Annotated in this window: 16 protein-coding genes and 3 pseudogenes; 8 read left to right on the top strand and 11 right to left on the bottom strand. The window is 68.0% G+C overall.

Annotated elements, in window-relative coordinates:
* Positions 1-7: 7 nt before the first annotated feature.
* The 8 genes from BMG07_RS23155 to BMG07_RS23120 form a co-directional block, all read right to left on the bottom strand.
* Positions 8-484, bottom strand: coding sequence for a DUF2269 domain-containing protein (locus tag BMG07_RS23155; protein ID WP_198086509.1), 477 nt, complete (start codon positions 482-484; stop codon positions 8-10).
* A complete protein-coding gene (locus BMG07_RS23150) occupies positions 481-861 on the bottom strand; it encodes a DoxX-like family protein (protein WP_198086508.1) in 381 nt (126 codons plus the stop codon). The genes BMG07_RS23155 and BMG07_RS23150 overlap by 4 nt, the downstream gene beginning before the upstream one ends.
* A complete protein-coding gene (locus BMG07_RS23145; RefSeq protein WP_269759315.1) occupies positions 858-1,985 on the bottom strand; it encodes a saccharopine dehydrogenase family protein in 1,128 nt (375 codons plus the stop codon). The genes BMG07_RS23150 and BMG07_RS23145 overlap by 4 nt, the downstream gene beginning before the upstream one ends.
* On the bottom strand, positions 1,982-3,625 hold the full coding sequence (locus BMG07_RS23140) for an FAD-dependent oxidoreductase (RefSeq protein WP_198086507.1): 1,644 nt from the start codon (positions 3,623-3,625) through the stop codon (positions 1,982-1,984). Before BMG07_RS23140 ends, BMG07_RS23145 begins: the two co-directional genes overlap by 4 nt.
* A gap of 7 nt (positions 3,626-3,632) precedes the next feature.
* A complete protein-coding gene (locus BMG07_RS23135; protein ID WP_198086506.1) occupies positions 3,633-5,174 on the bottom strand; it encodes a polyamine aminopropyltransferase in 1,542 nt (513 codons plus the stop codon).
* A gap of 11 nt (positions 5,175-5,185) precedes the next feature.
* A complete protein-coding gene (locus BMG07_RS23130) occupies positions 5,186-5,404 on the bottom strand; it encodes a DUF350 domain-containing protein (protein WP_019653703.1) in 219 nt (72 codons plus the stop codon).
* A 45-nt stretch (positions 5,405-5,449) separates the two neighbouring features.
* Positions 5,450-6,940, bottom strand: coding sequence for a DUF4178 domain-containing protein (locus BMG07_RS23125; RefSeq protein ID WP_198086505.1), 1,491 nt, complete (start codon positions 6,938-6,940; stop codon positions 5,450-5,452).
* 123 nt (positions 6,941-7,063) lie between these two features.
* Entirely contained in the window at positions 7,064-8,113 is a 1,050-nt protein-coding gene (locus BMG07_RS23120) for an SPFH domain-containing protein (RefSeq protein ID WP_198086504.1), read from the bottom strand.
* A 191-nt stretch (positions 8,114-8,304) separates the two neighbouring features.
* Between BMG07_RS23120 and BMG07_RS23115 the strand changes: the two genes are divergently transcribed.
* The 3 genes from BMG07_RS23115 (at position 8,305) to BMG07_RS23105 (ending at position 11,733) form a co-directional block, all read left to right on the top strand.
* Positions 8,305-10,662 carry an NADP-dependent malic enzyme gene (locus tag BMG07_RS23115; protein WP_198086503.1) on the top strand — a complete coding sequence of 786 codons (2,358 nt, stop codon included), beginning with the start codon at positions 8,305-8,307 and terminating at the stop codon, positions 10,660-10,662.
* A 181-nt stretch (positions 10,663-10,843) separates the two neighbouring features.
* A complete protein-coding gene (locus BMG07_RS23110; RefSeq protein ID WP_198086502.1) occupies positions 10,844-11,257 on the top strand; it encodes a ribonuclease domain-containing protein in 414 nt (137 codons plus the stop codon).
* Positions 11,258-11,307: 50 nt separating this feature from the next.
* Positions 11,308-11,733 (top strand): barstar family protein, encoded by a 426-nt coding sequence (locus BMG07_RS23105; protein ID WP_086011111.1) that lies wholly within the window; start codon positions 11,308-11,310, stop codon positions 11,731-11,733.
* A gap of 289 nt (positions 11,734-12,022) precedes the next feature.
* On the opposite strand, the gene rsmA is transcribed toward BMG07_RS23105, so the two are convergent.
* The 3 genes and pseudogenes from rsmA to BMG07_RS23085 all read right to left on the bottom strand — a co-directional run bounded on the left by rsmA (position 12,023) and on the right by BMG07_RS23085 (position 16,816).
* Entirely contained in the window at positions 12,023-12,787 is a 765-nt protein-coding gene (gene rsmA / locus BMG07_RS23095; RefSeq protein ID WP_198086501.1) for a 16S rRNA (adenine(1518)-N(6)/adenine(1519)-N(6))-dimethyltransferase RsmA, read from the bottom strand.
* 4 nt (positions 12,788-12,791) lie between these two features.
* On the bottom strand, positions 12,792-14,198 hold the full coding sequence (locus tag BMG07_RS23090; RefSeq protein WP_198086500.1) for a peptidylprolyl isomerase: 1,407 nt from the start codon (positions 14,196-14,198) through the stop codon (positions 12,792-12,794).
* A 21-nt stretch (positions 14,199-14,219) separates the two neighbouring features.
* Positions 14,220-16,816 (bottom strand): annotated as a pseudogene (locus tag BMG07_RS23085) (LPS-assembly protein LptD).
* A 235-nt stretch (positions 16,817-17,051) separates the two neighbouring features.
* Here BMG07_RS23085 and BMG07_RS23080 point away from each other — a divergent pair.
* From BMG07_RS23080 to BMG07_RS23060, 5 genes and pseudogenes are all read left to right on the top strand, one after another.
* Positions 17,052-18,188: an aminoglycoside phosphotransferase family protein gene (locus BMG07_RS23080; protein ID WP_198086499.1), complete on the top strand. Its 1,137-nt coding sequence runs from the start codon at positions 17,052-17,054 to the stop codon at positions 18,186-18,188.
* A gap of 69 nt (positions 18,189-18,257) precedes the next feature.
* Positions 18,258-18,979, top strand: a pseudogene (locus BMG07_RS23075) (16S rRNA (uracil(1498)-N(3))-methyltransferase).
* A gap of 93 nt (positions 18,980-19,072) precedes the next feature.
* Positions 19,073-20,428, top strand: a complete 1,356-nt coding sequence (locus BMG07_RS23070) for a M20/M25/M40 family metallo-hydrolase (protein ID WP_198086498.1) — start codon at positions 19,073-19,075, stop codon at positions 20,426-20,428.
* 100 nt (positions 20,429-20,528) lie between these two features.
* A complete protein-coding gene (locus tag BMG07_RS23065; protein WP_198086497.1) occupies positions 20,529-20,990 on the top strand; it encodes a YidB family protein in 462 nt (153 codons plus the stop codon).
* A 70-nt stretch (positions 20,991-21,060) separates the two neighbouring features.
* Positions 21,061-22,421: pseudogene (locus tag BMG07_RS23060) on the top strand (DUF4132 domain-containing protein); the annotation flags it as partial.

Raw genomic sequence — 22,421 nt, 5'->3', positions numbered from 1 at the left:
CGCCGCCTCAGAACGGCAACTGCGGCTTGTTCACCATCAGATAGAACACCACGACCATCGCCACGAAGGCCGGATAACCCAGCAGTTCCCAATAGCGCTGGTAGCGCGCATACAGCGGCGGCAGCGGCGCGGCGTCACGGAGCGCCTGCGCGGCGAGCGCGGCCATGCGGATCTGCAGCCACACCACCGGCAGCCAGCACAGGCCCGCGAACACGAACAGCCCCAGCGACACCGCAAGCCACGGCGTCGACATCGGCCAGCCGGCCATGTGCGCGAGCGCGAAGCCGGTGGCGGGCTGCAGGATGACGGTGGGCGTGGTGAACCACCAGTCGGCGCGCACCACCAGCCGGCTCACCACCGCCTGCGCGGGCACGCTGCCGCTGCGGTTGGTGAAGAACATGTAGAACGCCGACCCCAGCCCGGTGCCGACCATCAGCACGCTGGAGACGATGTGCAGCCACTTGAGGACGAGGTAGGTGTTCATGGCGTCGCGCGTCGGTAAAGGTGCCAGAGCAGGGCGGCGATGGGCAGGTTCTTGAGCAGCGGGCCGAGCGGGTGCAGCCACAGGGAGGGCTGGAGTACGGTCGCGACGAAGGTCATTGCAAGCATCAGCGCGAGTGCGGCGGCGTAGCTGGCGCGGCCCGGCCAGCGCCACAGCGCGATGCCGACGAGCAGGTCCGCCGCGGCACCGCCGACGATCAACAGCTGCACCAGCCACGACGGCGATGCGATGCCCGCCGCCGCCAGCACTTCGCGGCTCTGGCCGTTCAGCTCGACGAGGCTGGCGACGGCGGTGAAAAGCCATACGGCAACGAGGCTCGCGCGCAGCAGGCCGTCTGTCTCGCCGGCGGCGCGCGTCATGCGGCGGCGCCTTCGTCGATCACGTCCGTCACCATGCCCCAGCGCGCGAACTCGGGGTCGAACGCCGCGAGGGTGAGCAGGCCGGCGCAGGCGTGTGCGCCAACCGGCAACGCCTCGCCGCGCGCGAGGCGGCGGGCCAGCAGGATCGCGGCCATGCAGGGGATCTCTGGGCCGTGGTTGTCGTCGGCGGCAATGTGCCAGGCGCGGCGCGCGGCGCGGCCCGTTGCGTCGGTGCCCTCGACACGCACGACCATGCCACCCAGCGCGGTGCCGAGCGCATCGAACACGCGGCCCGTCGAATGCAGCAGCGGCGCCAGCTTTTGCGGCGCGGGCAGCAGGCCCTGGCGGTGCAGGAAGGCCAGGAACGCGAAGGCCTGCTGCGAGAGCCCGACTTCGAGCGCGGCACGGAACATGACCGACTGCACGCCCGCATAGCGCGCGGGAAAGAGTTCGAGATCGGGAATGTCGCAGAGCGCGCCACGGCGCGGCTTCATGCGCGCGAACGCGACCTTCACCGGGTTCGCCCAGCCGGGCTGCTCGGTCCAGCGGCCGTGCTGCCAGACGCGGATCGGCGCGCCGCAGTAGGCGAGCACGCCGGCCAGCGTGGCCTCGCCGCGCGGCGCGCCTTGCGCGGGGGCGATGCAGATGTCGATGCCGCCGATGCCCTGCCAGCCGTTCGCCAGATGGTCCACCACGGCGGACGACAGCGCCGGCACCGTGCTGGCGCCGCTGATGCCCGTGCGGCCGGCGTCGCGAAACGCCGTGTCGAGCGCGGCCGGAAAGTCGCACACGAAGCGGCGGCCGTCGGCCAGGTCGATGTAGTGCGCGCCCGCCGCCGCGACGGCTTGCGGCACGCGGTAGTCCTGGTTCTGGAACGGGCCGGCGGTGTGGATCACGAGCGCAACGCCGAGTTGGCGCAGCGTGCCCGCGAGATCGGGCGCCTGCACGTCGATGCGCACGCCGCGCGCGCCGCCACCGAGCGTTTCGGCGAATGCGGTGGCGCGCCGCGCATCGCGCCCGGCCACCAGCAGCGCGATGTTCGCGTCGCCAGCCAGCGCGCGGCAGATGCGCGCGCCGAAGTTGCCGTAGCCGCCGAGCACCAGCGTCTTCATGCGCGTGCTCATGCCGTGGCCGCGTCCGTACCCGCGACGTGGCCGCGCGTGAATGCTTCCTCGAAGATCGAATAGCCCGACCAGTCCGCATGCGCGAAGGACAGCCGCCCCGCGACGACGCTGCCGCGATGCGCCGCATCGGGCGCGCTGTGCTGCGAGCCGATCTGCGCGAGCAGGCCCGGGCCGGGAATGGACATGGCGTGCCCGTAGCGCGTGATCTCGATACGCGTGGCGAGCGCGGGCAGGTCGGGGTGCGGCACCGACAGCTCGGCGAGCAGGTCGTCGCGCCAGCCGGTCCACGGGCGGTCGAGCAGCAGGCGGCGGCCATCGGTGGTGTCGTACTGGCTCGGGCCCAGCGGGCGGTACCAACTGAGCACGGTGCCGCGCGGCGTGGGGTCGAGCGTCTGGTGGCGCGCGTCGACATAGCCGAGGCCGCGCGTGCCGTAGACCACGTTGTCCCAGCTGGGCGCGGCGCCGTGCCGGTCGGCGAGCGGGCCGCGCAGGTGAATGTTGGCCACGAGCCAGGGCGCGTAGCGCACATGGGCGGCGGCGTTCTTCAGCACCTGCGGCGGGTTCTCGACCACGCGCGCGGCGATGAACACCGGCAGCGCGACGATGCAGCGCTCGGCCTGCCAGCGCACCAGCGATTTCGTGGCCGCGTCCCACACGTCGACCTCGACGCCGCCGCGCACGTCGGCGATGCGCGTGACGACCTGGCCCGTGCGCAACCGGTCGCCGAGCGGCTTGGCCAGCTGCTTCGTGAGCCAGCCGTTGCCCTCGGGCCAGGTGAGGATGCCGTCGCGCTCGGGGCTCGAGTCGTTGACGCTGCCGGTCGGGTCGCCGGGCGCATGAAAGCCGTGGCGGCTTGCGAAGTAGTGAATGCCGGCCCAGGCCGACACGTGGTCGATGCCGGCGCCGTAGTCGTCGCGGCAGCAGTAGTCGAGGTACCAGCGCAAGTGCGCGTCGCTGAAGCCCTCGCTGTCGAGCCAGCGCGCGAAGCTCAGCGCGTCGAGCGCCAGAAGCTCGGGCGTGACCGCGACCTTGAGCGTGGGAATGGCGAAGTGCGCCGCGTGCTGCAGCGCGTCGATGCGCTGCGCGAACTTGCGGTACTGCGCGAGCGTGCCCTCGCCGACACCATGCACGGGCAAGAGGCCGTCCTGCCATTCGCCGTGGAAGAACAGCCGTTCCTGCGGGCTGTGGCAAAGCGTGATCTCGTCGTATTCCCAGCGGCCCGCCACGCGGCGGCGCAGGCCGAGTTCCTCGAGCAGGTCCTGCACCTCGCGCGCGTCGTCGCCGGGCACCGGCAGGTAGTGGGCGCCGAGCGGGCAGGCGATGCCGTTGACCATGCCGCCGCGCGCATTGCCGCCGGCGGTGTCTTCGAGTTCGAGCAGTGCGAAGTCTTCGATGCCCGCAAGGCGAAGCCCGCGCGCCGCCGCGAGGCCCGCGACGCCGCCGCCGGCAATGACGACGCGCGTGCGCTTCACCACGGCGGGCGCCGCGCTTTTCAGCGCGCCGTCACGCATCGCGTGGCCGCGCGTGACGTCGATGCCGGTGAAGCCGCCTTCGATGGGCGGAGGCGGCGCTTCGCAGCCGGCGAGCGCGAGAGCGCCCGCCGCACCTGCCGCCACGCCGAGGAATTCGCGACGCTGCATGGCCAGGCTAGTGCGCCATGACCTTGCCCCACTCCTGCTCATAGGTGGTGACGAGGATCTGGTTCGACAGCCGGTTCACTTCGGTGGGCACGCGCGCCATGTCGAGCGGAAAGTCGAACATCAGCGGCAGCGTGGAAGGCGACAGGAAGCGCAGGCCCGGCGGCAGCGCATCGGGCATGCGGTACGGCCGGCGGCTCGCGATGATGTAGCCCCACTCGCCGAAGCTGGGCACGTGCGCGTGGTACGGCGTGGCCGTGAGGCCCACCGATTCGATGGTGGTCGCCACGGTCCAGTAGCTCTTGCGCGCCACCAGCGGCGAGGTGGTCTGGATCACCGCGTAGCCGCTGGCCGACAGGCGCTTTTCGAGCAGCGCGTAGAAGCTGTTGGTGTAGAGCTTGCCGATGGCGAAGTTGGTCGGGTCGGGGAAGTCGACCACGATCACGTCGAACATGTCGCCGGGCTGCTGCAGCCACTGGAAGGCGTCGGTGTTGACGATCTTCACCTTGGGCGACGAGAGCGAATGGCCGTTGAGCGTGGCCAGCGTTTCATGCTCGGTGAAGAGCTTGGTCATGTTCGGGTCGAGCTCCACAAGCGTGACCGACTCGACCGACGGGTACTTGAGGATTTCGCGCACGGCCATGCCGTCGCCGCCGCCGAGCACCGCGACCTTCTTCGGCGCGCCTTGCGCGGCCATCACCGGGTGCACCAGCGCCTCGTGATAGCGGTACTCGTCGCGCTCGGCGAACTGCAGGTTGCCGTTCAGGAACAGCCGGTGCCCGAGCAGCCCGCGCGTGACCACGATGCGCTGGTAGGGCGAGGTGGCGCTGAACACGATGTGGTCCTGGTAGAACTTGTCTTCGGCCAGCGTGGTGATGTGGTCGGCCCAGACAAAGCCCGCGAGCAGCGCGGCCAGCGACAGGAAGCAGGCCAGTGCATGCGCGCCGATGCGGCGCAGTTCATGGCGGAACAGCCATAGCGCCCACACCGCCACTGCGGCGTTCATGAAGCCGAACAGCAGGCCGGTGCGGATCATGCCCAGCTGCGGCACCAGGATGAGCGGGAACGCCACCGACACGGCGAGCGCGCCGAGGTAGTCGAAGGTCAGCACCTGCGACACCAGGTTCTTGAGCACGATGTTGCGCTTCAGGATGCGCATCACCAGCGGAATCTCCAGGCCCACGAGCGTGCCTACGACCATCACGAGGCCGTACAGCAGCAGCCGGAAGGCGCCCGGCACATAGGCATTGGCCAGGAACAGGATCGCCGGCAGCGCGCCGCCGATCAGCGCGACCATCAGCTCGATGCGAAGAAAGTGCGCCGGCAGCTGGCGATCGAAGTAGCGCGAGAGCCAGGAGCCCACGCCCATCGCGAACAGGTAGGTGCCGATGATGGTGCTGAACTGCAGCACCGAGTCGCCGAGCAGGTAGCTGCTCAGCGCGGCCGCGCTCAGTTCGTAGACCAGCCCGCAGGCGGCGACCACGAACACGCTGGCCAGCAGCGCGACTTCGACGGGTTGCGGCCCCCGCGCATCCGGGGTGCGCGCGGGCAAGGCCGCGTCGCTCAATGGATTGCTGCGGCGACGATGATGCTGATACCCAAGCTCATCGCGGCAACCACCAGCCCCAGCGCCACGTTCTGCTTCTCGACGATCTCGCCCCACAGGTCATAGGGCGTGATCTTGTCGATGATCAGGAAGCAGAGCCAGAAGATCACGACGCCGATCAGCGCGTACACGAGCGATCCGAGGACCACGCCCGGTTTCAGCCATTCAAATCCCATGGGGACCTCCAGTCGTAGTAGTAAGAGACATCACGCGCATCTTCGTCATTTGTGGCCGCCGCCGCTCGAATAACCGCCGTAGGAGCCGCCCGAGCTGCGCGAGCCGCCCGACGAGCCGCCACTGCTGCTGCAGGTGCTCAGGATGATCAGCAGGATGATGATCACCACGATGATGAGGATGATGGTGCCGCAGCCCATCTTCGAGGCGGCCGCGCTCACGGGCAGCGCGTCGGCGCGCTTGAACATGTCCTTCTTGGCGTCGAGCTTGAACGCCGTGGCGACCACGCCGCTGTCCAGCTTGATGCCCGACGACCACGTGAGCTCGTTGGCCGAGCGCTCCATCGACAGCAGCGCGGGGCCGCTGGCGAAGTCGCGGTTGAAGGTTTTCTGCCCGCGCTCGACCTGCCAGTAGAACTCGCCCGCCACGTAGCTGGTCTCGGCGTTGTAGGCGTACTGCTGCTGGTAGCGCTTGTTGAGGTAGGTGGCGGTGCTGCCGTTCTCGGCCATCACCGGCGCGCCGGTGGTGGGCTTGACGAGGCTCCAGCCGTCTTCGGCGTCGACCAGGAAGCTGAAGCCGCGCTTCTTGTTGTAGAGCAGGTACTCGTCCCAGCCGAACTGCTCGTCGTCGCCGGGTTCGGTGCCCATGCGGTGCTGGAAGCCGACCACCTGCCACTGCGCGCCCTGCAGCTGGCCCATGGCGCCCAGCGCGATGAGCGGGCGCACGGGTTCGTCCTGCGTGGCGTGCTTGAGCTCGCCGCCGATGCCTTGCGACAGGTCGATGATGCTGTTGCACGAGCGGCAGGTGATGCTCTTGCTGTCGGCCAGGTTGACGGTGACGGGCGAGCCGCAGTTGGGGCAGTTGAAGCTGCGGCCCTTTTCGTCCTTGGCGGATTCCTCGCGCAGGCCGGTGAGCTGCAGGTCTTCGAGTTGCACCGAGCGCCCGAGGTACGAGGTGGGCGGCTGCGTGCCGTAGTCGAGGCTGAGCACCAGCCCCTTGTCGTTGCGCAGCTCGACCATCGCGAAGGGGCGGCCCAGTTCGGGCAGGTGCGGCAGTTCGCCCTGCGCCGAGGTCAGCGCGACCTGTTCGTTCGACGAGACGGTGTAGCTCTGGCCGTTGAAGGCGCTGGTGGCGCCCACGCGCAGTTCGCCGGGCGGCGGCGCGGCGCGCTGCAGCTCGAGCGGCAGCGCGAAGACGTAGGCGCCGTTGTCCTCGCTGAGGATGCCGGTGCGGTCGCCGTCGAGCGCGGCGATCCACTCGGTCCAGCGGCCGCCGGGGTAGGTGTACTGCAACCGGCCGATCAGGGTGAACGGCTTGTCCTGGATGCGGCCCGCGGCAAACAGCTGCAACGGGCTGAAGTCGTCGAACAGCTCGGCCATCTTGCCGGTGCGCGCGAGCGTGTCGCCCTGGCGCACGACGGTGCTCTGGCAGTAGGGGCAGACCGCATGCGTCGATTGCGCCGAGCGGAATTCGACCGGCGCGCCGCAGCCGGGGCAGGGCGCGCGGTAGTAGCGTTGGTTGCCGGTTTCCTCAGCCATGGCGCACAGCTGGAAACACGACGAACAAGGCGGGGGATACCGCGGAACCGGCTATGCCGGGCCGCTGGTATCGCCCCCTGCAAGGGGGGAGGAGAAGCGACACGAAGTGCGCGAAGCTGGGGGTTAGACCAGCTTCTTCAGCAGTTCGACCTTCTTGGCGTCGAACTCTTCCTGCGTCAGGATGCCCTTGGTCTTGAGTTCGCCGAGCTTCTCGAGCGTGGTCATCACGTCGGTGGGGCTCACCACGGCCACGGCCGGTTGCTGCTGCGTGGCGGCCGCCTGGGCCGCCGCGTTCGGGCTCAGGCCCTGCGCGAGGTTCTGCGCCAGCACCTGGCCCAGCGCCACGCCGGCGCCCAGGCCCATGGCGTCGCCCGCGATGCCGCCGCCACCCGCCGCGCCTTCGGCGAACTTGGGAATGGCCTGCGCCGTCTGGTACTGCATGAACTTGCCCATGTCGTTGCCGACCATGCCCATGCCGATCTTCTGGTCGAGGATCTTCTGCAGCTCTTCGGGCAGCGAGACGTTCTGGACCGTGATGTTCTCGAGCTTGATGCCGATCTTCTCGAACTCGGGCACCAGTTGCGCGGCCAGCGCCTGCGCGAACTGGATCTGGTTGGCCGCCAGGTCGAGGAAGGGCACGCCGCTGGAAGCGATGGCGTTGCTGATGTTCTGCAGCACCAGGCCGCGCAGCTGGCCGTCGAGGTCGGCCACCGAATAGATGTCGCGCGTGCCCGAGATTTCGGTGTGGAACAGCTTGGCATCGCCGATGCGGAAGCTGTAGTTGCCGAAGGCCCGCAGACGCACGGCGCCGAAGTCCTTGTCGCGGATGGTGATCGGCTGGGGCGTGCCCCACTTCTGGTCGACCTGCTGGCGGGTGCTGAAGAAGTAGACGTCGCTCTTGAAGGGGGACTCGAAGAGCTTGTCCCAGTTCTTCAGGTACGTGAGCACGGGCAGCGTCTGCGTCGTGAGCTTGTACATGCCGGGGCCGAACACGTCGGCCACCTTGCCTTCGTTGACGAAAACCGCCACCTGCGATTCGCGAACGGTGAGCGAGCCACCGTTCTGGATTTCCATGTCCGCCATCGGGAAACGCCAGGCCAGCGTGCCATCGCCGGTCTCGGTCCACTGGATGATGTCGATGAACTGTTTCTTGATGAAATCCATCAGGGCCATGGTTGCTCCTCTTCAGGTTTTTTCAGGTTTTGTCCGAACTGTGCATATTGCCACAGCGACTTGACGGCGCGCCCGTGCTTTTGGTCATGGGTGACCCCACCCATGCGGCGTATGGCCTCTGCCCAGGGCATGCCGAAGCGAGGTCTACAATCGGCGCCCCCAGAAGAAGCGCCACCAGGAGCTACAGGCACATGTCCGATTCGACCCCCTCGACCCCTTCGACGTCCTCGACTCCCACGCCCGAAGACAAACGCGCCGAGCTGCGCCGTGCCGCCCTCGAGTACCACGAGTTTCCCGTTCCCGGCAAGATCGCCATCGCGGCGACCAAGCAGATGGTCAACCAGCGCGACCTGTCGCTGGCCTACTCGCCCGGCGTGGCCGCGCCCTGCGAGGAAATCGTCAAGGACCCGGCCAACGCGTTCAAGTACACCTCGCGCGGCAACCTGGTCGGCGTGATCAGCAACGGCACCGCCGTGCTGGGCCTGGGCGACATCGGCCCGCTGGCCTCCAAGCCGGTGATGGAAGGCAAGGGCGTCCTGTTCAAGAAGTTCGCCGGCGTCGACGTGTTCGACATCGAGATCGACGAGAAGGACCCGGTCAAGCTGGTCGAGATCATCGCGTCGCTGGAGCCGACCTTCGGCGCCATCAACCTGGAAGACATCAAGGCCCCGGACTGCTTCTACGTGGAGCGCGAGCTGCGCAAGCGCATGAAGATCCCGGTGTTCCACGACGACCAGCACGGCACGGCCATCACCGTGGCGGCGGCCATGGTCAACGGCCTGAAGGTGGCGGGCAAGAACATCGCCGAGGTCAAGCTGGTGACCTCGGGCGCGGGCGCCGCGGCGCTGGCCTGCCTGAACCTGCTGCTCAAGGTCGGCCTGAAGCGCGAGAACGTGTTCGTCACCGACCTGGCCGGCGTGGTCTACGAAGGCCGCGAAGAGCTGATGGACGACGACAAGCGCCAGTACATGCAAAAGACCGACATGCGCAAGCTGTCGGAGGTGATCGTCGGCGCCGACGTGTTCCTCGGCCTGTCGGCCGGCGGCGTGCTGAAGGCCGACATGGTCGCGAAGATGGCGTCCAAGCCCGTGATCTTCGCGCTGGCCAACCCGAACCCCGAAATCGCGCCCGAAGACGCCCACGCGGTGCGCGACGACGTGATCATGGCCACCGGCCGCACCGACTACCCGAACCAGGTCAACAACGTCCTGTGCTTCCCGTACATCTTCCGCGGCGCGCTCGACTCGGGCGCGACCACGATCACCGACGAAATGGAAATCGCCGCGGTGCACGCCATTGCCGACCTGGCGCAGGCCGAGCAGAGCGAGCGCGTGGCCGCCGCCTACGTCGGTGAAAAGCTGTCGTTCGGCCCCGAATACCTGATTCCGAAGCCCTTCGATCCGCGCCTGATGATGAAGATCGCGCCGGCCGTGGCCAAGGCCGCCGAGGAAAGCGGCGTCGCCACGCGGCCGATCAAGGACATGGACGCCTACCGCGACAAGCTGCAGAGCTTCGTCTACGCCTCGGGCACCACGATGAAGCCGATCTTCGAGACCGCCCGGCGCGCCTCGAAGAAGCGCGTGGCGTACTGCGAGGGCGAGGAAGAGCGCGTGCTGCGCGCCGCGCAGATCGTGGTCGACGAGGGCATCGCCCGCCCGACGCTGATCGGGCGCCCGGCCATCATCGCCCAGCGCATCGAGAAATTCGGCCTGCGGCTGCGCGAAGAGTTCGACTACGACGTGGTCAACGTCGAGCAGGACCATCGCTACCGCGACTTCTGGCAGACCTACCACCGCATGACCGAGCGCAAGGGCATCACGGCCCAGGTCGCGAAGATCGAGATGCGCCGCCGCCTCACGCTGATCGGCGCGATGCTGCTGCACAAGGACGAGGTCGACGGCATGATCTGCGGTACCTGGGGCACCACGCTGATCCACCTGCACTACATCGACCAGGTGATCGGCAAGCGCCCCGGCGGCTGCGAAAGCACGCCGCAGGACGTGCCGGTGTACGCCTGCATGAACGGCCTGCTGCTGCCCGACCGCCAGGTGTTCCTGGTCGACACGCACGTCAACTACGACCCCTCGCCCGAGGAACTGGCCGAGATCACCACGATGGCGGCCGAGGAAATGATGCGTTTCGGCCTGAAACCGAAGGCCGCGCTGCTGTCGCATTCGAACTTCGGCACCAGCAACGAGCCCAGCGCCATCAAGATGCGCAAGACGCTCGACCTGCTGCGCGTGCAGGCGCCCTGGCTCGAGGTGGACGGCGAAATGCACGGCGACGTGGCGCTGGACAGCAAGCAGCGCGCGGTCGTCATGCCGCACAGCGCGCTGGCGGGCGATGCCAATCTGTTGGTTTTTCCGAACATCGACGCGGCGAACATTTCGTACAACCTGCTCAAGACGGCCGCCGGCGGCAACATCGCCATCGGCCCGGTTCTGCTCGGCGCGGCCAAACCTGTGCACATTCTCACGGCCAGCGCGACTGTTCGCCGGATCGTGAACATGACAGCCTTGACCGTGGCTGACGCAAACGCCGAAAGGTAGGCGCTTCGGCGAGAGTGGCCGCCAACTTAAATTGCCATTCGAAGCCCCTGCGACTGCTCAAACTTTGAGCAGTCGCTTGCTATTTTCGCCAGCGTGGTGCACACTCGCGGGCTTGAATTTGCGGGTTAACCCCGAGGTTGAACGCCAATTCGAATCCCCCGCTCTTTTCTTGTGGTGCCCCATGGCGGCTTACGCCTCGATCACGTCCTCTGTCACAAAGTTTGCGCTTACCAGCCTGATGCTGGTCGCGTTGACGACCGGGGCCGAGGCCCGAGGATGGTTCGGCGCAGGAAAAACGTCCGCCGAGGAAACAATTGCACTGTCCGACTTGCCGGTGCAAGGCCAGCAGACCTACCAGGCCATTCTCGGCGGCGGTCCGTTCCGCTACGAAAAAGACGGCGTTGTATTTGGCAATCGCGAGCGTCTCCTGCCTGCGGCACGCCGTGGCCACTACCGCGAGTACACGGTGCAAACGCCCGGCTCGCGCAATCGTGGTGCACGCCGGATCGTCTGCGGCGGTGAACAGCGCACGGCGCCCGAGGCCTGCTGGTACACGGCGGACCACTACGCGAGTTTCAGACGGATTGCACCATGAGCGATGAAAACGACCTGAGCGGCGCCCCGAAGCGCCCCGAAGAAATGATGATGACTATGGAAAGACCAGCGGAGATGACCTTATCCCTTCGTGCCGTACGCCCGAACATCGTGCAATCGATCCGCGCGTTCCGCGTGAACGACCTGCAGGACGCTGCCAACGCAGCCGGCCAGCACTTCCTGTATGCCAACCTGGGCAACGCCCAGACCAAGCAGGACGTGCTCGACCTGATCGCGCAGCAGTTCACGTTCCCGGCCCACTTCGGGAAGAACTTCGACGCGCTGTACGACTGCATGACCGACCCGTTGCATAAATCGGGCCCGCAGCCGGGTTTCGTCATCGTGCTGGAACAGATTCCGGCCAATGCCAAGTTCGACAAGGAAGCGCGCGAGCAGCTGCTCGACATCTTCCGCGACGCCTCGGACTACTGGGGCGATCGCAAGGTCCCGTTCCGCTGCTTCTATTCTTTTCTGTAGCCCGTTCTGCATCTACCAGCCAAGCAGAACGGGCGAACGAGGCTCAGCCGAACGCTGAAACCCTCGATGGCATCGAAGTCAAGAGCACGACCGCAACCGCGGAAGCAAGCGCCAGCACCGAGCCGGCCGCGAAAAAATGCCGACCGACAAACTGGTCGACGTTTCGCCGCTCGCCTTGCGCATGAGCAGCCCGTTCAACGCGGGTTACTGGCTCGCCGCCGCATAAGCGCCGGCGCATAGGGCCGCAATCGGCCCGCCAAAAAGAAAGCCCGTCGTCGACGGGCTTTTTTCATGGGGCAACGGCCTGGGCCAAAGCGACGTATTCGTCGACGGGCACTTCCTCGGCCCGCCGCTGGACATTGAATTCGCCCGAAAAACCGTGCGCCTCCAGCCACTTGCCCAGCGTGTGGCGCAGCAGCTTGCGACGCTGGCTGAAGGCCACCTGCACGATCTCGCCCAGGCGGGCGGCATCGACCGCCGGCGGCGTGGCGAGCGGCACCATCCGCACCACGGCGCTGTCCACGCGCGGCGGCGGGTCGAAGCTCTCGGGCGGCACGAACAGCACGTTCGCCATGTCGTAGCGCCACTGCAGCATCACGCTCAGGCGACTGTAGTCTGAGGTGGCGGGCTTGGCCACCATGCGGTCGATCACCTCCTTTTGCAGCATGAAATGCTGGTCGGCGATCAGATGGGCATAGCCCAGCAGGTGGAACAGGATGGGGGTGGAGATGTTGTAGGGCAGGTTGCCCACCACGCGCAGCGGTTTGGCGGGAAAGCGCGCGGCCAGTTCGGCGAAGTCGACCTTCAGCACGTCGGACTCGATCACCTCGAGCTGCGCGTGCTCGCGCAGGCGCTTGGCGAGGTCGCGGTCGAGCTCGATCACGGTCAGCCGGCCGAGCCGCTCGACCAGCGGCTGCGTCAGCGCGGCAAGCCCCGGCCCGATCTCGACCATGGCATCGCCCGGCTGCGGCGCGATCTCGCGCACGATCGCATCGATGATTCCCCCATCGGACAGAAAGTGCTGTCCGAACCGCTTCCTGGCAATGTGTGCCATCGGATCAGGATTGCGGCGGTTCGCGGTACTCGACGTAGGCGCGGGCGCGCACTTCCTGCACCCAGGTGGAGAAGGCTTCCTCGACGCGCTTTTCGCGCAGCGCGGCCCGCGCGGCTTCGCGCTGCTCGGACTGGCTCAGCTTGGCGTCGCGGCGACCTTCCACCTGGATCAGGTGCACGCCGAAGCGCGACACCACGGGATCGCTGATCTGGCCGGGGGAGAGCCGGTCCATGGCTTCCTCGAACTCGGGCACGAACTGGCCGGGGCGCGACCAGCCGAGCTCGCCGCCTTCCTTGGCACTGGCGTCCTGCGAGTTGTCGCGGGCCAGGCCGGCGAAATCGGCCGTGCCGGCCTGCAGGCGGCGCTTGAATTCCGCCAGCTGTGCAACGGCCTGCGCCGTGGTGCGCTTGGGGTCGTTGAGCAGCAGGATGTGGCGCACCTGCGTCTGCGTGACGGTCGCGTCCGCCGAGCCCAGCTGCGACTTGGCCAGGACCTTCAGCACATGGAAGCCGGCACTGGAGCGCACGGGCCCGGCAATGCCGTTCACCGCGGTCGATTGCACGGCATCGACGAACAGCGGCGGGTAGCGGTCGGCGGTGCGCATGCCGATGGCGCCGCCGTTTTCACGGTCGGGCGAATCGGAGTTCTCGCGCACCAGCTTGGCGAAGTCTTCGCCGGCGCGGGCGCGCTGGGCGATGCTCTGCGCCTTCTGCTGGGCCGTGGCGATCTGGGCATCGGTGGCGGTCTCGGGCAGGGCGACGAGCACTTGCGCCAGGTTCAGGTTCTGCAGCGCCGCGTTCTTGACGCTCACGTTGCGCTGGTCGACGAGGTATTCGTCAGCCTCGGAATCGCTGACCTTGACCTTCGCCTCGACCTCGCGGTCACGCAGGCGCGTGAGCAGCAGCTGGTCGCGCAGGTCGCTGCGGAATTCCGGCTGCGAGATGCCTTCGGCCGCCACGCGGCGGCGCAGTTCGGTCAGGCTGATTTCATTCTGGCGCGCCACCGTCTGCTCAGCCTGGTCGACCGCCACGTCGTCGACCTTGATGCCGTTTTCCTTGGCCAGCTGCAACTGGGCGCGCTCGGTGATCAGGCGGTCGAGCACGAGCCGCGTGAGTTCGTTGCGCGGCACGCGTTCGGCGTCCGGATTTTCCTTGACCAGACGATCCACCCGCTTCAGCACGTCGGTGTTGGTGATCGGCTCCGAGTTGACCAGCGCGACGATGAACTCCGCCGCGCGTTGTGTCGGCACCGCGGCGGGCGCGGTCGACGGACGCGCCGCCGGCGGCCCGAGGCGCGGACCGGCGCGCATGATGTCCGTGATGCCGCCGCCGGAGCGGAAGCCTTGCGCGCCCGCCGTTGCAGCCATTGCCGCGAGGCAGCCCAGGGTGATGATGGAACGGATGTGTTTCATGGCGTAGCTCAGTCAGTCGTCTCAGTCGTAATTGGTGAAGCGGCTTGGTGCTTCGCCCGGTTGGCGCAGGGGTTCGTAGCGCTGGATGTTCTGCCGCAAGGCCTGCATCGGGCTGGAGCCGATGCTGGAGAAGCCGACAAATTCGAGCTGGAACATGATGCGGGTGTTCGCCGTCACCAGGCCGGTGGTGGTGCGTTGCAGCACCACGCGGCCGATCCAGCAGCAGCCGTCGTACTCGAAGCCGAGCACGCCGTCGGTGAGCTTCTTGTCCTGCAGGCTGTAGTTCAAGCGACCGACCGCATACCAGCGTCCGCCGCCCTGGCCCTTGCCGGGCCCCAGGTTCTTGCCCTTGTCGCCCCAGAGATCGTTGATGGGCCATTGCCAGCCCACGTCGAAGGACTTGCTGCCGTCGGTCGCGGTCGGCGTGCTGGGCGCCTGGTAGCGGAAGGCCGCGCTCAGGTTGTGGTACGGCTCGGGGTTGTAGCGGGCGCTGATGGCCGAGCGCTCCGACTTGCGCGTGTCGGGGTTGTACTGGACGACGGTGTCCACGCTCCACTTGCGCGTCCAGTTGATCTGGGCGCCGACCAGCAGATCGCTCGCGCGGTCGGTCACGGCCGTGCCGCCGGGCAGCGTGACCCTCTGGTCGCTGAAGCGCAGCCGCTGCGCAATGCCGAAGCGGGCCGCCTCGACGCCGGTGTCGGGGTCGATCAGGCGGGAGGTCACGCCGAGCGTGAGGGCGTTGGTGTCCGAGATGCGGTCGCCGCCCGAGAACGCGTTCTCGGTGTAGATGGTCGCGAAGCTGAAGTCGTTGGCGGCCGAATCGTAGTTCGGCAGCATGCTCTGGTTGCGGTACGGCGTGTAGACGTAGTAGGCGCGCGGCTCCAGGGTCTGGCGGAACGCGCGGCCGAAATAGCTGGCGTCGCGTTCGAAGATCAGGCCGCTGTCCAGGCTGAAGGTCGGCACCGTCCGGCTGCTGGACGTCGGGAAGAAATACAGCGAGTTCGGGTTGTAGGGGATGCCGCCCACGTACTGCGTGCCGTTGACCGTGAGCTTGGGGATGTCCGTCTGCGGCAGGTAGTAGCTGTACGACGCCGTGTTCAGCATCAGCTTCGGAATCACGAACGAACTCGGCGTGATGAAGGGCCGGCTGATCGACGCGATGGCCGAGGCGCGGTCGCCGTCGGGTTGCGATTGCTGGTTGATGTCGAAGCCCGGCTGGCCGCTCAGGATCGTGTTGACCCGAAAGCGCGTGTAGTCGAGGTTGAGCGAGACGTCGAAGCCGTGCCAGTCGTACTTGTTGTAGTTGGCCGTGATCTGGGGCAGGCGGTCATAGGCCGGCGTGATGGGCGCCAGGTTGTATTGCAGGTTCTGGTACTTGAGCGCGCGGATCGCGCCGCTCCAGTCGTCCTTGCTCCAGCTCAACGAAGCATCGTTGCCCAGCTGGCGCTGCGAGAGCGTTGGCGTGCGCGTGAAATCCCGCCAGTAGTCGTTGTCGCTCACGCGGTTGATGCTGATGTTGGCGGCCAGCGTGTCCAGACCCAACGCCTTGGCGTCGAAGTCCTGGTGGTGTGTGGCCCATAGACCCCATCGCTTGCTGCTGCCAGGCGGGTTGCCGAAAGTCAGATCCTTGGCCTGGATCTGCCCGCTCATCAGCTGTTGCAACTGACTGCTGCGCAGCTCGTTGTAGCGCTGCCCCACCAGCCGGTCGCTGCCCATCAGGTCGAAGCGAATGTCGCCGCTGTAGCCCTTCTCCAGGTAGCGGAACTCGTTGCTGAAGTCGATGCCGCGCTTGCTCATGAGCGTCGGCGTGATCGTGGCGTCGCGGTTGGGCGCGATGTTCCAGTAGTACGGCTGCGAGATCTCGATGCGTTGGTGTTGTCGATGCCGATCGTGGGCGGCAGCAGGCCGCTCTTGCGTTCGCTGGACAGCGGAAAGCTCACGCTCGGAATGGGCGGCGTGGTGATGCCCATGAAGCTCAGCCGCGCATTCTTGGCCACGCCTTCGTTTTCCTCGGTGTCGGTGGTCAGCGTGGTCGCGGTCAGCAGCCAGGCCGGCATCCAGCCGGGGAAATCTTCGCGGCGGCAGGTGGTGTAGGTGGCCTGGCGGGCCACCGACACGTTGGCGTCGACGAAGTCGATGCGCTGCGCCTCGCCGTGCGCTTCGTTCGCCAGGAACTTGTAGCGCACGTTGTTGAAGAAGCCTTCGAAGGTCTCGAGCTTGAGCTGCAGCTCCGGCCCTTCGTAGACATTGCCGCCCTGGTTGACCCGCACGTTGCCGGTGGCCTTGGCGAGGTCATTGGGCTGGTAGTACTCGAGGCGGTCGGCGGTGATGCCGAGCGCGCCGCGCCGCAGCGCGGCATTGCCTTCAACGATGGTGTCCAGGTCCGGCCGGCCGGAAATGCGGTCGCCGGTGACAAGGCTGGGCAGTTGGCCGCGTTCCGAAGGCGGGATGATTTCCGTCAGCAGCGGCGTGCGCTTGAGCGTGAGCGGCCCGTCGAGGTTGACGGGCGACTGGGCATAAGAGGCACCGTGTGCCTGCAGCAGCGCCAGGGACAGCACGGCCAGAGGCAAGGGCGGGCTGGCGCGCCGCAGGCGCTGCAAGGTCTCGCGTCGGCTCATCAAGCCTCCCGCCCGGCCGTTCCGAGGAAAGCCCGCGACTCTCCGGGGGAGGGCAGCGAGCGCACAAGGTGCCAAGCGTGAGGGCGTTGGGTCGTAGGCATCGGTTCGGAACGAAAAATCGTCGGGGGACGGCGCGGCAGGCCGGCGGGTTGCAGGGGCCGGCAGCAACCCGCATCGGCCGGCAGCCGGCCAAGGGGGATTGCCGCGCCAGGCGGATTTGTAGAATCGATTATCCATGACAGCACCCCCGCCCCCGGCCTCATTGGCCCCAAGTCCCGCCGAGCCCATTCTCTGGACAGATCCGAAACGGGCCGAAGTGTTCCGGGGCTGGCTGGCCGGCATCGCCCCCGCCCACCGCCTGCTGCCGGACACGGTCCGGCTCGCCTCGGTCGACGCGAGCTTTCGCCGCTACTTCCGTGTCGACACCACCGACCCGGCGGCCCCCACGCGCATCGTGATGGACGCCCCGCCGGACAAGGAGAACAGCGACCCCTTCGTGCAGGTGGCGAAACTGATGGCCGAGGCCGGCGTGCTCGCGCCCACGGTGCTCGAATGGGACAGGCCCCACGGCTTCCTGCTGCTCGACGACCTGGGCCGCCAGACCATGCTGGACGTGCTCGACCCCGCCCAGCCCGGCGCCAGCCGCCCGCTCTACGACGAGGCGATCGACACCCTGATCCGCTGGCAACTGGCCTCCAAGCCCGGCGTGCTGCCCCCCTATGACCGCGCGCTGCTGGAGCGCGAGCTCGCCCTGTTCCCCGAGTGGTACATCGGCCGCCACCGCGGCATCGCCGTCGAGGGCAAGCTCAAGGAGCGCCTGGACCGCAGCTTCAAGCTGATCGTCGACAGCAACCTCGCGTCGCCCAGCGTGTACGTGCACCGCGACTTCATGCCGCGCAACCTGATGATGGGTGCGGCCCCCACGCTCAGTACTGGCGTGTCCTCGCCGCCCTCCAAGGGGGCGCTCGGCGTGCTCGACTTCCAGGACGCGGTCTACGGCCCGATCACCTACGACATCGCCAGCCTGATGCGCGACGCCTTCCTGAGCTGGGACGAGGAGTTCGTGCTCGACATCACCATCCGCTACTGGGTGGCCGCGCGCAAGGCCGGGCTGCCGGTGGACGAAGACTTCGGCGCCTTCTACCGGGCCGTCGAATGGATGGGCCTGCAGCGCCACCTGAAGGTGGCCGGCATCTTCGCGCGCATCACGCTGCGCGACGGCAAGCCCCGCTACCTGGCCGACACGCCGCGCTTCATCGCCTACATCCGCGCCACCGCCGGGCGCTACATGGAACTGACGCCGCTGGTGCGCGTGATCGACGAAGTCGAGGGCACGTCGGCCCTCACCGGCTTCGCCTACGGCCGTGTCTGAAGAGAAACTGAAAAAGCACCACCCTGTGACGCCCGTACAACGGTCGCTCGCAGCTATCGATTCCATAGCATGCCCCGTTTTCACTGTTCCGTGCCGCTGACCGCCGGCGCCAGCCTGGCGCTGCCGCCGGGCGCCGCGCGCCATGTGCAGGTGCTGCGCATGCAGCCCGGCGACGCGCTCACGCTGTTCGACGGCGCGGGCGGCGAGTACGCGGCCACGGTCGAACGCATGGGCCGCAGCGACGTGGCCGTGAACGTCGGCGCCCATCAGCCGGTGGAGCGCGAGGCGCCGCGCGCCGTGCACCTGGCGGTCGGCATGCCGGCCAACGAGCGCATGGACTGGCTGGTCGAAAAGGCCACCGAACTCGGCGTGGCCAGCATCCAGCCGCTGGCCACCGCCCACGGCGTGCTGCGCCTGTCGGGCGAGCGCGCAGAGAAGAAGCGCGCGCACTGGGAGGCTATTGCCGTCGCGGCCTGCGAGCAGTGCGGGCGCAACCGCGTGCCGGTGATCCACCCGGTGCAGAGCTTCTCGGCCTGGATCGGCGCGCAAGGCGGCGACGCCACGGCCACGCGCCTCATCCTGAGCCTGGCCGATGGCACCCGGGGCATCGCCTCGGTGCAGCTCGGAGGCGACCATGGCGCCCTCGTGCTGAGCGGTCCCGAAGGCGCCTGAGCGGCACCGAAGAGCAGGAAGCCATCGCCCGGGGCTTCGCCCCCGTCACCCTCGGTTCACGCGTGCTGCGCGCCGAAACGGCGGCGCTCGCCGCGCTGGTGTCGCTCGCCGGACTCTAGGGCGGGCCAGGGCGGTGTTTTCCGCGAGGCGCACGCGGAGCACTTGGGAAACAATCGTTACTTCATTAAGACAAAAGAAGGACATTTGTTCCCATGCCTCGCCTTCCCAGCGCGCTGCGTCTCGCCCCCTTCGTGCTTGCCGCCCTGTGCGCGGCACAAGGCGTCCGGGCCCAGCACCCGCCCGTCGCGCAGCCGCCGGTGGTGGTCGGCCCCGAGGTCGACAAGGCCTACGCCCAGCTGCTGGCGTCGCCCCGCATCCAGAAGCTGATGGAGGCCGTGAAGGCCGACCATGAACGCGCGGTCGAAGACCTGAAGGCGCTCACCGAGATCGAGTCGCCGCCGTTCAAGGAGCAAAAGCGCGCCGAAGCCGTCCTGGCCCGCATGAAGGCCCTGGGCCTGACCCACGCGAAGATCGACGCCGAGGGCAACGTGGTCGGCCTGCGCAAGGGCACGGGCAACGGGCCCAAGCTCCTGGTCTCCGCCCACCTGGACACCGTGTTCCCCGCCGGCACCGACGTGAAGGTGAGGGAACAGGACGGCCGGCTCCATGCCCCCGGCATCGCGGACGACACCCGCGGCGTGACCGTGCTGCTGTCGTGGCTCAAGGTGCTGAACGACCAGAAGATCCAGACCGTGGGCGACCTCATGTTCGTGGCCAACGTCGGCGAGGAAGAGCTGGGCAACCTGCGCGGCATGAAGGCGATCTTTCGCGACCACCTCGACATCGACGGCATGGTGGGGCTCGAGCCTTCGGGGCCGGGCGCCGTGCTGATACTGGCCACGGCGAGCCACCGCTACGAAGTCACCTTCCAGGGCCCGGGCGGCCACAGCTTCGGCGCGTTCGGGCAGGTGCCCAGCGCCATCCACGGCATGGGCCGCGCCATCGCCAGGATCGCGGACGTGCGCACGCCGAGCTTCCCCAAGACCACCTTCACCGTCGGCACGGTCGGCGGCGGCACCTCGGTCAACACCATCGCGCCGGACGCGCGCATGGCCATCGACATCCGCTCGGACGACATGGCCTCGCTGCTCGACGCCGAGAAGAAGATCCTCGCGGCCGTCGACGAGGCCGTGGCCGAAGAAAACCGGCGCTGGAACGTCAACACGCTGAGCGCGAGCATCAAGCTCATCGGCGACCGTCCCGGGGGCCGCACGCCGCCCGACTCGGTGATCGTCGAGGCGGCCGTGCGCTCGAACGCCGCCTTCGGCCACAAGACGCTGCTGCGCGGCGGCAGCACCGACGCCAACGTGCCGATCTCGCTGGGCGTTCCGGCCATCGTCATCGGCGGCGGCGGCAGGGCCTCGGGATTCCATTCGCTCAGCGAGTCCATTGACATGACAGATGCATGGAAAGGCGCGCAGAATTCGCTCGCCACTGTGCTCGGTCTGGTGGGCGTGCAGGGGGTCAGCCCCGCGCTGCTGCCCAAACGGGCGGCGCGTACCAAGTAATTTGTCACGCTGCCACTTCGAAAGTGGAAATGCAACTTTCAGCTTAGGCCCGCGGCATTTAACAATGCATACGGTTCTGTCACACACCAAGGAAACGGCCATGGGATTGCTCGATTCGGTACTCGGTCAAGTGCTAGGAGGCGCTGCGCAACAGCAGCAACCGCAAGGTGGAGGCCTTGGGGGACTGGGCGATCTCGGCGGCCTTGCCGGCGCGCTGGGCGGCCTGCTCGCCAACAACGGCGGGCAGGGCGGCCTGGGCGGGCTGGTCTCGAAATTCGAGCAGGCCGGCCTGGGCAACGTCATCGGCTCGTGGATCGGCAAGGGAGAAAACCAGCCGGTCTCGGGCGACCAGCTGCAGAACGCGCTGGGCAGCGACACCATCGCGAGCATCGCCGCCAAGCTCGGCGTCAATGCGCAAACGCTGCTGCCCATGCTCGCGACCATGCTGCCGGCCCTCATCGACCAGCTCACGCCGCATGGCAAGGTGCCCGACCAGGGCCTGGGCAACCACGAAGACCTGCTGGGCTCGCTCAGCGGCTTGCTGCAGGGCAAGCAGTCCTGAGCGATTGCCGGGCGGGTTTCCGCCCGCAGGACGCCAGCGCCCGCGAGGGCGCTTTTTTGGCCCGCCCGCCTTGGCCGACAATGCCGCTCGCATCTATTCGAGGGAGGACGGCATGGCGGGCAGTGGTAAATCGAAGTCGACGGGTCTGGCAGCAGCGCCCGATGGCACCGTCAAGTGGTCCAAGGGCATGCGCGAGGCGCTCGCGCAGTTCAACGACCGGCCCTGCGGCCACTGCGGCGGCCTGCTGTCCGACGCGCGCGGCCTGGCCGACAGCCTCGACTTCTTCCGCCGCCACCGTTCCAGCTTCTACCCGCAGCGCGCCGCCCGGCTGCGCATGCTCGAGATGCACGGCACCGCCGCGGCCGAGCTGTTCTTCGAGCCGTCCCCCCACAAGGACGAAGTCGCCGACCTGCTGGCCATCCAGGACGAAACCGTGGTCCGGTTCTTCGTGGCGCAGGTCAAGCAGATCGACTGCAAGAACGCCCTCGTCAAGCAGGCGGCGCGCTGGCCGCTGTTCGTGCTGCGCGAGCTGCTGTCGACCAACCCCGCGCGCCACCAGGCCGGCGCCGCGCTGATCCTGGAACTGCTGGCCGCCAACCCCGACTGGCAAGCCCCGCTCGAGGCCGCCTGCGACGACAGCCAGCGCAAGACCCTCGCGCGCCTGCAGGAAGACGGCTCCGACGGCTTGACCGACGCCGCCCCCGACGCCTGGCCCGCGCTGCTGCGGCGCCCGCCGTGGAAGAACCGCCAGGCGCTGCCCGTCATTCCAACGCTGGCGCTGCAACCCCTGCCGCCGACCGCGCGGCTGCACTGGAGCGACCTGCGCCCGCCGCAATACCTGCAGGCCACGGGCGACGAGGCCGACTGGCTGGCGCGCGAAGTCCGCATCGCGCGCGAACGCGCCGACGAATGGGTCACCGAATTCGCGCGCCACCAGCCCGACGCACCGGCCGCCGTGCGCGACGGCGGCAAGGAGCACAAGGCCCTGTGGATGCTCGGCCTGCGCCCCGAACTGATCGAAGACGTCGTGAAGGGCCGCGACGTCGGCCCGGAAGACTTCGGCCCGCCGCCCGAGACGCGCTGGGGCGTCGCCGAATACATCTGGCTGCTGCCGCGGCCGCTGGCCGTCGCGGTGTTCACGCACGGGCCCGCGCCTGTCAACTACATGGACGATGTCTCGCGCGCGCGGCCCATCCTGCATGCATTCGGCGCCGCCGCGCTGCCGGGGCTGCCGCGCGTGCTCAAGCAGGGCTCGCGCGCCATGTTCGAGCTGGCCGCCGTCATCGAATGGGACCCGCTGGCCGGCTGGATCGCCAAGGGCTTGCACACCAACCGATGGGTGCGCCGCGAAGCGGGCGAGTGGCTGGCCCACTACCCCGACGCGGCCGCGCGCGGCCTCGTGCCCGTCGCGCTGGGCGAACCCGGCGCCGC

The organism is Variovorax sp. E3, assembly GCF_016082275.1.
In the GTDB taxonomy this organism is placed as follows: domain Bacteria; phylum Pseudomonadota; class Gammaproteobacteria; order Burkholderiales; family Burkholderiaceae_C; genus Variovorax.
Note: the sequence above shows the minus strand (reverse complement) of the source record. Positions and strands in the feature narration are given on the sequence as shown.